We start from the raw sequence: 13,875 nt of genomic DNA, 5'->3' as shown, positions 1-13,875 counted from the left end.
TTTTGATGAAGCTTTAGCAGGGCGAGTAGCAGGCGTACAAGTAAGTGCGGGTAATGGAGAGCCAGGAAGTGGCTTAGATATTGTAATTAGAGGAGGTAATACAGTTAACGGGGATAATTCTCCTTTATATGTTATGGATGGGTTTATTATAGATAATTTTAACCCAGGCCTTATTGATCCTTCAGATATTGAATCCATGAGTATCTTAAAAGATGCATCTGCAACCGCTATTTATGGAGTAAGAGGAGCCAATGGGGTTATTATCATTACTACTAAAAGGGCAAAGTCAGGGAAAACTAAAATCACATATCAAACTAGATTAGATGTGAAAAATGTTTCCGAAAAATTAGATGTTTTAGAACCTTATGAGTTTTTAAAACTTTCATCAGAAATTAATGAATCGAGTACAACTAGTAGGTTTCTTTCTGTTTATGATGAAAATTTAGGACAGAGTGTAAGAGCTGGTGAGCTTGAAGATTATATAGGAGTCAAAGGCAGAAACTGGCAAGACGAAGCTTTTAGAACAGCATATTCTAAAACCCATAAGCTAAATATATCTAGCGGTGGTGATAGAACTAGTTTCAACGCTTCTATTAATGCTATTGAAGATCAAGGCTCGTTGTTAAATTCAGAATATAACAGACTAAATGGTAGAATGACTGTAAATCATAAAGTAAATGATAAGCTAGATGCCACTTTTGATGTGTTATACACGAACTATACACAAGAAGGTTTAGATACCCAGGGTACATCATCTTACTCATTTATGAGAAATCTTATTACTTATAATAATGTTAGTAATAAATTTATAAATTATCCAAACGGTTTTGATCCATTAGACGATGTGAGCGAAGATTATGACTTAATAAACATTGTAAGCTGGCACCCAATAGTATCATTAAACAACGAATATAGAAAACGAGAAACAGACCAATTTATAGCTAACTTTAGCTTAAAATATAGATTGTCTCCAAACTTTAGATTAGAAACTAAAGCAAGTTTCAATAGACAATTTAGAAATACAGGTCTTTTTAATAATAGTAAAACGGTATACGGTAGGTTAGTAAATAAAATTGATGGAATAAGTGGATCAATAGATAACCAAAGGAATAGAAATTTCTCAACGGTTAATACATTAAATTATAAAAAAACATTTAATGACCACTCTATAAATGCTTTAATAGGAGCAACATTAAATATTAGAAAAAGCAATCGTACGCTAGTTAGGTATATCGATATACCACAGTACTTAGAAGGCCTAGGAATTAATTCCTTAGATGGGGGTACATTAGATGACTCCAACGATATTAATGGAGATGATGAATCAAGAATTTTTTCGTTATTAAGTAGAGTTAATTATGATTACAAAGGAAAGTATTTATTTACGGCTTCTTTAAGACGAGATGCATCTTCAAATTTCCCAGAAAAAAATAGAGTAGGTTACTTCCCATCTGCAGCAGTTTCTTGGAATGCAGATAGAGAATCTTTTATAAATAAGTTAGGTGTATTCTCTCAATTAAAGTTTAAAGCTGGTTATGGTAAAACGGGTAACGATAGAATCCCAAGCTCTGCTAGGTTTGAATTTTTAACAGATATAGATGCTTCGTACTTTTTTAACGGAGAAACCATACAGGGGCAACGACCAACAAGTTTTGGAGCAAACCCTAATTTATTCTGGGAAACTACAGAACAATATAATGTTGGTGTAGATATGGGGTTTTTTAACGACCGCATATCTTTTGGAGTTGAAACGTACCAAAAAGACACCAATGATTTGCTTATAAATGCTGATACAGCCTTGTCTCAAGGTTTTGAAAGTGTTTGGACAAATACGGGACAAGTAAGAAATAGAGGATTAGAGATTAGTTTAAACACAACCAATATCTCTTCTAAGGACTTTAAATGGACAACAAGTTTTAATATCTCATTCAATCAAAATACCATCGTATCGTTACCAGATGGAAAACCAATTTTTGGAAGACCAAATTATTACAGTAGACTAAGTACTAATCAATTTCTTGTAGAAGAAGGACAGTCTTTAGGAAATATGTATGGTTATGTGTCTGATGGGGTTTATCAAATAAGCGATTTTGAAAATTATGATTCTACCGCTTCTATGCACACTTTAAATTTCGGAGAGCCTAGTTATAAAAGCCACCAACCAGGAGATGAAAAATTTAAAGATTTAAATGGAGACGGACAAATAACTAGTGGAGATAAAACTATAATTGGAAATGCTTTACCAAAACACTTTGGTGGTTTAGGAAATACATTTAGTTATAAGAATTTTCAGTTGAGCACCTTTTTTCAATGGTCTTATGGAAATGATATTTTAAATGCAAATAGATTAGTCTTTGAAAGTATGTCAGTACCTAATCAAAACCAATTAGCTAGTACATTAAACAGATGGACTCCAGAAAATCAAGATACAGATTTACATAGAGCAGGAGGACAAGGCTTTGAAGATGTATCGTCTAGAGTTATTGAAGACGGTTCTTACATTAAATTAAAAACGGTTAATTTTTCGTATAATTTTTCTAAAAACACGCTAGAAAAATTAAAGTTAAATAGTTTAGAGTTATTCTTATCTGGACAAAACTTAATTACATGGACAGAATATACAGGTTTTGATCCAGATGTGTCAGTTGCAAGTTCGCTAATAACACCGGGTATAGATTATTCTGCATACCCAAAACATAGAACTATTAGTTTAGGTTTAAATGTTTCATTTTAAAAAAAATAAAACCATGAAAATAAAATTTATATTAATTATAATTCTTACCACCTTTATATTCCAAGGTTGTGATGATCAATTAGAAATTTCTCAAAACGATAATATTACTTCAGAGAACTTATACAATACTCCCTCTGGTGCACTAGCTGGTTTGGCAGGTGTGTATAGCCGTGTTGTTTTGGTTTATAGAGATGCTGTAATAAATGCACAGTATCCTACCAACTCAACAGATGAAGGACATTATAATAGAAAGGGAATTAAAAATATTCTTAAAAATAATTTCACAGCATCAGAACCATTGTTAAGAAATATATGGGGTACTTATTACGAGGGTGTTTCAGCAGCAAATACCTTATTAGTAGGTCTTGAAAATTCTTCTTTGGAAGAAGGTGTTAAACAAGAATTTTTAGCAGAAGCACATTTTTTAAGAGCGTTTCTCTTTTTTGATATACAAAGAGCATTTGGAGGTATAGAAGGTATACCAATGCCTACAGAAGAAACTAATAAGCAATTATTACCAAGAACACCAGGTATTGATGTATACAAACAAATTGTTTCAGATTTAGAATTTGCAGAACAATATTTACCTAGTGCAGGGGAATCTATAGCAGGTAGAGCAAATAAAAGTGCAGCAAGAGGGTTGTTAGCAAGAGCATATTTATATATGGCAAGCCAGCCTTTTAACGAAGAAGGAGCTTATGAGAAATCTAGAGATTGGAGTAAGAAAGTTATCGACGATTCATATCATCAATTAAACTCTAGTTATGAAGATATATTCAACCAATTGGGAATGGGAAATTATGAAACAAAGGAAATGTTATTCCAAATAGGTTTTTCTTTTGCTAATTTAGATTCCAACCAATCTTCAAAATTAGGTTCTGCTTTTGGAATGAAAATTGACGATGAAGGTTGTGGAAAAGGCTATGCTTTAACCTATGCAACGATTCCATTAATTCAAAAATATAGATCTGATCCTACAGATGAAAGAGGCTTTTGGAATACTTATCCTTATTTTAATAAAAGGAATAATGATTGTCAATTAAGTGTTATAAATAACCAATTTATATACCCAGCATCAAAATATCGTAGAAATTTAGAACCCAATAATACGAATTCTAGTTATGGCCCACACCATTGGCCAGTACTACGATTTTCAGATATGTTGTTAATGTATGCAGAAGCAGAAAATAAGTTAAACCCTGGATCGGGTCTTGCATTAAACGCAGTAAACCGTGTTAGAAACAGAGCTAAAGCAACACCTCTAACGGCTATTGATGATACATCAATTCAAGAAGAACGTTTATTAGAACTTTGTTTTGAAGGACACCGAAAATACGATCTTGTAAGATGGGGAATATTAGAGGAAAAAGTAAATGAGACAAAGAATATAATGGAAACCTTAGCAGCCAATACTAATTTTATTAATGATGATTGGACATCTTATGGGGAGCCTAATTTGGGCCCAGATGGTATTCCAGAAAGTGGAGATGAACCTTCTAGCCGTAATATTAGAAAGAATGCGCTTCATGCATCTTTTAATTATTTTGATGGTTATAATGATTTTGATGCAAGTAAGCATTATATACTTCCAATTCCAGAACAAGAATTAGGGGTAAACACAAATTTAAAGCAGACCATAGGTTGGTAAAAGGTATATTAATTAAAAAACATACAAAAATGAAAAAACAATTATATATATATTCAACATTGCTTATCGTAGCTTTTATTTTTCACAGTTGCGAAGATTTAGAAGTTGTAGAAGAGCCTGACTTTGAAGTAGCTTTTAATACTACAGTAAAAGTTGGGGAGCCAGTTAATTTTAAAATAAATAACGCACCAGATTTCTTATATTTTTATTCAGGAGATTTTCAGCATCAATATAAATTTAAGGATAGAACTAAAGCAAAAGGAAAAGTAACTATGTCTTTTTTAAACTCACAAAAATGGGGAAAAGGTTCTAATGCAACAGAAACACTGTCAGTTTGGTATTCTAAAGATTATGATGGAAGTGGTACAGCTGAAGCAGTAGGTAGTGCAAGTTGGACGGAGATTACCGATAGGTTCAACATATCTACACTTTACGATTTTACATTCCAGAGTTCTGGTGTTGTTGAGATTACAGATTTAGCCGATGAAGACCTTATTTATTTTGGTTTTAAGTATTTTTCTGATAATGTAACAGATAGGGGTGCTGAGTGGTATTTTGATGATTTTACTATTAAGGCAGATGTAGAAGGTGCTCCTGCGCCACTTACAGTCGCAAACGATAATGATCCAGGATTTCAAACAGTTGATGTGCAAGGGATACATACAGGATGGAACCGAGCTAAATGGTATTTTGATACAGGAAAAAAGCATTGGAGAATGCGAGGGAATAGCAATAAAATAGTTAATGAAGATTGGTTAATTACCAATGCCATTAATTTAACAAAAGTAAGTCCAGACAAAGGTATTGCGTTAAAGACATATTCCGAAAAGTTAGAGTCTTTTACCTATACCTATACAGAAGCAGGAACATATACTGTAACCTTTCTTGGTAAGAATGAGACTATACACGATAAACAAGAAAAAAATCAAGAATTTACAATTACTGTGACGGATTAATGAATCCTCTAGTTTAAGAATTTCTAAGGGGCTCTAATTTTTTAATCTTTTTAGAAAGTTCTCTTTTTAATGAAACAAATATATTTAAACCTAAATACTGCGAGCGAGCTCAAAGTATTTAGGTTTCATTATTTATATAGCTTTCCTTATATTAAAAATATAAGTTTCTAAAAGTTAAAGGTTTAATGCATAAAGTTAGTGGGTGTTTAAAAAAGAGGAGATTTTTATACTTTTAAAAAAACCACATCCAGAGCCTCTTTAATAGCTATAGAAAAATGATTACTATCCTGAGTTCTTGCAGGCTGCTTTCATACTTAATAGAGACTAGAGCAGTAGAAATGAACAAATAATCCCTCTATTTTGAATATTTACCCCCCTATATTTTCAGAGACTAATAATAATCTTTGTTACTAAATAATTAACTAAACTTTAACGAATATGAAATTTTTTTCTAACTTTTTCTTATGTAAAGTTAAGAATAGACTGGGTCTAATCTTAATTGTTTTTTTTATTGGTTTGGGAACAAACTCTGCTAGTGCTCAAGCTAAAACAGTCCAAGGTACAATTACCGATGAATCAGGGGAGCCACTCCCAGGGGCTAATGTTATTGAACAAGGAACATCTAATGGGGCGGTATCCGATTTTGATGGTAACTACATTATTGATGTATCAGAAGAAGCTTCTCTTGCTATTTCTTATGTAGGTTTTGATACGAAGGTAATCGTAGTTGGCTCACAAACCATTATTAATGTAAGTCTAAACGCAAATAATGTTTTAGACGAAGTGGTTTTGGTAGGCTATGGTACACAGCGTAAAAGTGATTTAACAGGGTCTATTTCTAGTATAGGAGCTAAAGATTTTGAAAAACAACCCATTTTTAGGGTCGAAGATGCTTTGTCTGGTCGTGCATCTGGTGTGCAAGTGAGTAAAAACTCTGGTGCTCCTGGAGCAGATATAAAAATACGTATTCGTGGAGCTAACTCTATCAGTAGTAATAATCAACCTTTAATAGTAATTGATGGTATTATTGGCGGGGAATTAAAATCTATAAATACCAACGATATTCAGTCAATGGAAATTTTAAAAGATGCATCGGCAACAGCAATATATGGTTCTAGAGGTGCAAATGGTGTTATTCTAGTTACTACTAAAAAAGGTAGTGGTAAAGCCAAAATTAATGTGGGCTATTTTACAAGTGTTTCAGAAGTGCCAGAATTTATTGATTTATTAAGCTCTCAAGAATTTGCCACTATTAATGGCCTCACCGTTACTGAAGGTGGAGCAGACTATCAGAAAGAATTTTTTCAAACAGGCATAACAAATAACTTACAAGTATCCTTAAGTGGTAGCGATGATACATTTAGTTACTTTATTTCAGGAAATAGTGTAGATCAAAGTGGTGTTAGTATAAATACAAATTATAAAAGATATTCATTAAGGTCTAATTTAAATGCAAAGGTTAATGATAAATTATCTATTGGTTTAAACTTGTTTGGGGGCATAGAAGACTCTCATAATTTAGTAGCTAATGGAGAAAGAACATCTACAGATGTAAGAGGAGGAATAACTGCTGTTTTAGGATGGGATCCAACTTTACCTGTTAAAAATGTAAATGGTAATTATAATTTAATGTCTCCAAATGGTGTTGGGTTAGTAAACCCTATTGCTGTAAGGCGCGAATCGGATGTCAATGTAACAACCAATAGTTTTAATGCAAATCTTAATCTTTCATATAAAATTGTTGATAATTTAACACTTAACGTTGTTGGTGGTTTGTTGCATAAGAATAAAATAACAGAGGGTTATAGAGGTGTGCCAGCAGGTAGTAGTGTAGAGCCACCTTCTGCTAATGGTTCATTTGCAAGTGATATTACATTACAAAACAGTAATATTCTTACTTGGAATAAAGACTTTACTAAAAGTAATTTAAAACTTACGGGTATTTATGAAATTTACAAGAATGTAAATAGAGGGTTTTCTGCAAATGGCGGACCAATGAACATTCCGGCTAATTTTTTCTCTATACAATTAGGTACTACTCCAAATATAAGCTCAATTCTTAAGCCACGTACTATGGAGTCTTGGATTGGTAGAGGAGAATATAATTACAATAGAAAATTATTCTTAACTGCAACAATTCGTTCGGATAAATCATCTGTATTTGCATCAGGTAACCAAACAGGTATATTTCCTTCAATATCTGCCGCATATCAATTAGATGATATATTTTCAGATAATTCTTTTATAAATAGGTTAAAATTAAGAGGAGGTTATGGTGAAACAGGAAACCAGTCTATAGCGCCTTTTTCTACTTCGAATACCATCTCGCCTGGCGAGGCTAATTTTCCAATTAACGGTTTGTCAGAAAGCATAGGAATAGCCCTAGGAGCTACAGGTAATCCAGACTTAACTTGGGAAACAACAACACAAACCAATATTGGTGTAGATTTTTCTTTTTTTAACAGTAGAATAAATTTAAGTGCTGATGCGTATAGAAAAAATACTACAGACCTTTTATTGGCAGTGCCAATACCTGCGTATGAAGGAGGAGGAACTATTTTGAGAAATATAGGAGAGGTATCTAATAATGGTTTCGAGTTTAATTTAGACGCTAAAGTTGTTTCAACGGATAAATTTAATTGGATCTCCGCTCTTAACTTTTCAACAAATAAAAACAAAGTTGTTAGCTTAACGGAAGGGCAAACTCAAATTTTTGTAAACCCAGCTGGAGAAAATTCAAACTCAGCAGGTAGTATGGGTATTATTAGAGTAGGTGATCCTTTAGGACAATTTTATGGGCCAACATTTTTAGGTACACATCAATCAGGCGCTACAGATGGCACCCCTGGTGATGCGCGTTACCTAGAAGATACTGATGGTTTGGTTTTAGGTGTTACAGGTAATGGTACACCAGATTATACTATTGGTTTTAATAACACACTTACCTACGGGAACCTTGATTTAAACTTCTTAATAAATATGGTACAAGGCTTCGATGTGTTAAATCTTTCTAGAGCTTTTGTATCCTTACCAGGAGGTGCAATAAATAATGCAACTATTGGGGAGTATAGAAATAGATGGACACCTACTAATGAAACTAATATTCCTGCCACGGGGAATAACTTTATAAACTCATCAAGATTTATTGAAGACGGTAGTTTCTTAAGATTAAGTAACATTTCTTTAGGGTACAATATTAAAGAGGTAAAAGGCTTTAACTCCCTTAGAGTTTATGCTAGTGCTCAAAATCTATTCACTATTACAGATTACACAGGGTATGATCCTGAAGCAAGTTCAACAAGTGCTTCTAGCGATTCGGGGTCTTCAATAGATTGGGGAGCATCTCCAAATCCTAGAACATTTACTTTTGGAATTAATATTGGGTTTTAATATAAAAAATAAAATAAAGATGAAAAATAAATTAAAAATAACAAGGCGAGTGATTACTATAGTCGCTCTATGTGTAGTGTTTCTTACTGCATGTGTTAATTTAGAGGAAGATGTTTCTGCTGCTAGGTTAGATCCTGCTAACTTAACTTCTTTAGAAGGTCTAGAGGCTTCAGTTGTTGGTGCGTATAAACAAGTAGGTTTATCTGTAAAATGGGCGCAATTTTGGATTAATTCATTCGGAGCCGATGATCTTACGACACACAGTGGTAAAAATAAAATATCTTTTAGAGAAGCGGACAGAAGAACCTTAACTTCAGCATCTGGCAGAATTAATACAGCCTGGGAAGAGTCTTATAAAGTTATTAAATCAGTAAATAATATTATTGAAAACAAAGATAATTTTGAAGGTAAGGAGAGTGACAGAGTCGCTATTAATTCTCTTATTGGAGAAGCATATTTTTTAAGAGGTTTGTATTACTTTAATTTAACCCAAACTTTTGGAGAAGTACCTTTAAACCTTACCATAGAAATAGATCCTGATTTAGGTAAATCTGAAATTAGTGAAATCTACACGCAAATTGAGTCCGATTTTCTTAATGCCGAAAGTTTACTTCCTGTAAAATACCCTGGCGTAAACGCTGCAATTAGACCTAATAGTGGTTCTGCTAGAGCGTTTCTGGCCAAATTGTATCTTCATTGGGCGGGTTGGCCTTTAAAAGATAGTGGTAAATATGCATTAGCAGCTTCTAGCGCTAAAACTGTTATAGATAACGCAGGAGCACATGGTTTTGCTTTAGTACCAGATATGAACACACTATGGTCTATAGCAGATGAAAACAGATTGAATTCAGAAATCGTGTTTGCGGTAGCACATTGTGTTGATTGTGGTAATTCTTACGCAAATAGGCATACTGGTAAATTAGGATACGCATCTTCTGTAGGTGGTTGGAACGAGGTATTTGCTGAAATAGCCTTTTTAGAAGATTTTCCAGAAGGACCAAGAAAAGATGCTACCTATGTTTTAGAAGGTAAATTAAAAAAAGATGATAGTGATGGTATTCATAAGAAAGGAGATATTGTTAATTGGACAATTTTTGATGATGAGGCACACCCAAGTTTTAAAAAAGTAACAGGTCTTTTAGAGGAGATTCCTACGGGTAATTCTTCAACGAGTATGACTACTTATTTTATGAGGTACGCAGATTTACTATTAATATATGCTGAGGCTGAAGGACGATCTGGCGGCAGTTCTGTGGAGGCTTGGGAAGCTTTAAATAAAGTTAGAAGAAGAGCTTACGGAAATAGTAATGTTGATTTAAGTACAGGCGATTTGGCTGAGCTAGCATTTACAGAAAGAAAATGGGAGCTTGCAGGTGAATTTATTCGATGGGGTGATCTTGTTAGAATGGAAAGAGTAGCAAATGCTTTAGCAAACAGGTCTACAAATGAATTGGTAGGTCCTGTTGAAGGAGACACATCTCCTGCAAACTATTTTTCACCAATACCACAGTCAGAAATTGATAGAGCACCACAATTGAGTAATTAATTGTGTTTTATATTTGAGTTAGTTAGTTGAAAAACCTTATGGACATACCATAGGGTTTTTCTTTTAATAATTAATATTTTCCTATTAATATCATTTTTATAAAATGAGAAAAATAACCTTTATTTTCGTATTTCTTGGCGCATTTATTACATCATGTAAAAAAAATGCCCCTCTAGTAGCTACAGGAACTAACTTATTTGAATCAATATCATCTGAATATTCCGGTGTACATTTTTCAAATGAACTGGTAGAGTCAGAAGATTTTCATTATTATAAATATATCTATTCCTATAACGGAGGTGGAGTAGCCGCTGCTGATTTTAATAGGGATGGACTTATCGATTTGTTTTTTACTTCAAACCTAAAATCGAATGAACTTTATATAAATGAAGGTAATTTAAAGTTTACAAATATTACTAAAAAAGCAGGTTTCAAAAAAAATGATGGTTTTAATTCTAGTGTTTCGATTGTGGATATAAATAACGATGGTTTTCCAGATATTTATATATGCCGAGCCGGGAAGTTTGATGACCAACGGCTAGTAAATCAACTTTATATTAATAATAGAAATTTAACTTTTACAGAGAAAGCAGAAGAATTTGGATTAGCAGATGCCAATAGATCAACAGCAGCAACATTTTTTGATTTTAATAAAGATGGTTATTTAGATTTGTATATAGCAAACAGTCCTGTAATAACAAGAGATTATCGTGAGATTAAAAACTTAAAAACAATTCAAGAGGATCCAAAAACGATTGCTTTAAAAGGAAGCGATAAATTGTATAAAAACAACGGAAATGGAAAGTTTATTGATGTGTCTATTGAGTCTGGGATATTGCCAGATAGAGCTTTCGGCTTAAATGCCCAAATAGGGGATTTAAATAACGATGGATGGCCAGATATTTATGTGAGTAATGATTTTGAAATGCCAGATTTTACTTATGTTAATAATAGAGATGGTACCTTTTCTGAGAGTAGAAATCAATTATTTAAACACATGTCTTTTTATAGCATGGGAGGAGATATTGCCGATATTGATAATGATGGTTTAATGGATTTAATGACATTAGACATGAGTCCTGAAGACTATGTAAGGTCAAAAACAACCATGGCAATGACCTCTATAAGTAAGTTTAAAACGATGGTAGAAAAAGAGTACCATTACCAGTATATGCATAATATGTTGCAGGTAAATAATGGAAACGGAACCTATAGTGAAATTGCTCAAGCAGCTGGCGTTGCTAATACAGATTGGAGTTGGTCTGTTTTGATGGCAGATTTTGATTTAGATGGGTATAATGATATATATATTACCAATGGTGTGTATAGAGATGTTATTGATCAAGATAAAACCAATGAAATAAAGAGTATAATAAGAAGTAGCAAAAGTAAGCCTACAGACAAGGACCTCTTAAAGTTTACGCAAATGCTTCCACAGCAAAAATTGCCAAACTATTTTTTTAAAAATAAAGGAGACAGAACATTTAGTAATGAATCTAACCATTGGATAAAACAAAAACCAACATTTTCTAATGGAGCAGTTTATGCAGATTTAGATAATGATGGTGATTTGGATATGGTTGTAAATAACTTGAATGAAGAGGCAACAATACTTAAAAATAAAGCTAGAGAAATAGGTAGCGGAAATTATATTCAAATTCAATTTTCTGGATTAAAAGAAAATGTGTCAGGAGTTGGTGCTAAAGCGGAACTAATTTTTAATCAAAAAAAAATTCTTACACGAGAACTAGTAAAGTCTAGAGGGTATTTATCTTCCGTGTCAAATAAACTACATTTTGGTTTAGGTAAAGAAAATGTAATTCCCGAAATAAAGATTACTTGGCCCGATGGTAAAACACAACAATTGTTTCATGTAAAGTCAAATCAATTGCTTGAAGTGGCGTATAGAAATGCAAAAATTACACAAGAAAAATCAGAAAATAAACAAGCAATTTTTATTAAAGAAAAATGGAATGTTTCGCATGAAGACCCAGTATATGACGATTTTAAAAAGCAACTACTATTACCACATAAATTGTCTCAAACAGGTCCAGCACTTGCTGTGGCTGATGTTAATAATGACGGTATCGATGATGTGTATTTGGGAGGAGCATATACTATGGCGGGTAAGTTGTTATTGGGGGAAACCTCTGGAAAATTCCAAAAAATAACAACCAAAGCGTTTATTACAGATAAAAACCATGAAGATGTAAGTGCTTCTTTTTTTGACGCTGATAATGATGGAGATTTAGACCTTTATGTAGTAAGTGGAAGTTATGAGTTTGGTGTTAATACACAACCATTGCAAGACCGTCTTTATTTTAATAACGGAAAAGGGGAATTTACAAAATCGTATGATGCATTGCCTATAATAAATTCAGCAGGATCTGTGGTTGTCTCCGCAGATTTCGATAAGGACGGAGATTTAGACCTTTTTGTAGGAAGTAGAGTAATTCCAGGCTTATACCCATATGCTCCAATAAGTTATTTATTAGTTAATAATGACGGTAAGTTTTCTATAGAGACAAAAAATAAAGCTCCTCAATTAGAGAAAATAGGAATGATAACGGATGCTATTTGGAATGATATCGATAAAGATGAGGATCTAGATTTAATAATTACAGGCGAATGGTTAGGTATAGAGGTCTTTGAAAATATATCTGGTAAATTATTAAGATCAAAAAAATATAATAACCTATCTAAAGCCACAGGTTGGTGGAATAAATTACTGGTTGCTGATGTCGATGGCGATGGCGATAAGGATATTATTGCTGGTAATTTAGGGTTGAATTATAAATTCCACGCTTCTAAAGAGAAACCTTTTCATGTGTATACTTCCGATTTTGATCATAACGGAGTCGCTGATATTATGCTGGCTAAATATTATAAAGATAAACAAGTGCTTGTAAGAGGTAAACAATGTACAGCAGAACAAATACCAGTTCTAAACGAAATTGTACCTACATATACAGATTTTGCTAACAGAGATATTAAAGGAATTGTTGGTAGTAATTTAGATAAGGCATTACATTTTATGGCAGTAGAATTTAGGTCGGGAATTTTTTTTCAAGATCAATATAATGAATTTACTTTCTCTCCTTTTTCAAATGAGGTGCAACAATCACCAATCAATAGTATATTGTTTGAAGATTTTGATGAGGATAATAATAAAGATATTTTATTGGCGGGGAATAATTATCAATCAGAAATTGAAACCACTAGGTCAGATGCCGGGATTGGTTCATTTTTAAAAGGAGATAACACAGGGAATTTTCAATTTATTCCTAATAGAGAACATGGTTTTTTTGCAAGCAATGATGTTAGGAATATGGCAATAGTAAATACAAACCAAGGTAAAGTTGTATTAGTGGTTAATAATAATGATACGCATTATTACTATCTTTTTAAGGAGTAATAATGTAGACTTTATAAGATAAAATCAATTATGCTTTTATAGAGTAGTAAATAAAAAACTAATAAACGTTTATGCCTTTAAGTCTTTTTGTTCTATAAGTTACTTGTGCAAAATTAAAATGCTTTCTCCGAAAATTAAAGAATAATAGTTTAATTGATCAATATACACCTGTGCTATGAACGCTTA

Annotated in this window: 6 protein-coding genes; all 6 read left to right on the top strand. The window is 32.8% G+C overall.

Annotated elements, in window-relative coordinates; all coding sequences use genetic code 11:
• A partial coding sequence (locus tag QZZ51_RS01485; protein WP_291864881.1) for a SusC/RagA family TonB-linked outer membrane protein occupies positions 1-2,734 on the top strand: 2,734 nt, incomplete at its 5' end.
• Between the two features lie 13 nt (positions 2,735-2,747).
• Positions 2,748-4,382, top strand: coding sequence for a RagB/SusD family nutrient uptake outer membrane protein (locus QZZ51_RS01480; RefSeq protein ID WP_291864878.1), 1,635 nt, complete (start codon positions 2,748-2,750; stop codon positions 4,380-4,382).
• Positions 4,383-4,411: 29 nt separating this feature from the next.
• Entirely contained in the window at positions 4,412-5,338 is a 927-nt protein-coding gene (locus tag QZZ51_RS01475) for a DUF5017 domain-containing protein (protein ID WP_291864875.1), read from the top strand.
• Between the two features lie 438 nt (positions 5,339-5,776).
• Positions 5,777-8,728: a TonB-dependent receptor gene (locus QZZ51_RS01470; RefSeq protein ID WP_291864872.1), complete on the top strand. Its 2,952-nt coding sequence runs from the start codon at positions 5,777-5,779 to the stop codon at positions 8,726-8,728.
• A 19-nt stretch (positions 8,729-8,747) separates the two neighbouring features.
• Positions 8,748-10,274 (top strand): RagB/SusD family nutrient uptake outer membrane protein, encoded by a 1,527-nt coding sequence (locus tag QZZ51_RS01465; RefSeq protein ID WP_291864868.1) that lies wholly within the window; start codon positions 8,748-8,750, stop codon positions 10,272-10,274.
• Positions 10,275-10,377: 103 nt separating this feature from the next.
• Positions 10,378-13,689 (top strand): VCBS repeat-containing protein, encoded by a 3,312-nt coding sequence (locus QZZ51_RS01460; protein WP_291864865.1) that lies wholly within the window; start codon positions 10,378-10,380, stop codon positions 13,687-13,689.
• Positions 13,690-13,875 lie beyond the last annotated feature (186 nt).

It is taken from the genome of Maribacter sp. (assembly GCF_016744255.1).
Lineage (GTDB): Bacteria > Bacteroidota > Bacteroidia > Flavobacteriales > Flavobacteriaceae > Maribacter_B.
The sequence above is the reverse complement of the archived record's forward strand: the minus strand, read 5'-3'. Positions and strand labels throughout refer to the sequence as shown.

Bases quoted from the DNA above. Each gene is read 5' to 3' on its own strand.
- QZZ51_RS01460 (WP_291864865.1), top strand. From the start codon at position 10,378: ATGAGAAAAATAACCTTTATTTTCGTATTTCTTGGCGCATTTATTACA.
- QZZ51_RS01475 (WP_291864875.1), top strand. From the start codon at position 4,412: ATGAAAAAACAATTATATATATATTCAACATTGCTTATCGTAGCTTTT.
- QZZ51_RS01465 (WP_291864868.1), top strand. From the start codon at position 8,748: ATGAAAAATAAATTAAAAATAACAAGGCGAGTGATTACTATAGTCGCT.
- QZZ51_RS01470 (WP_291864872.1), top strand. From the start codon at position 5,777: ATGAAATTTTTTTCTAACTTTTTCTTATGTAAAGTTAAGAATAGACTG.
- QZZ51_RS01480 (WP_291864878.1), top strand. From the start codon at position 2,748: ATGAAAATAAAATTTATATTAATTATAATTCTTACCACCTTTATATTC.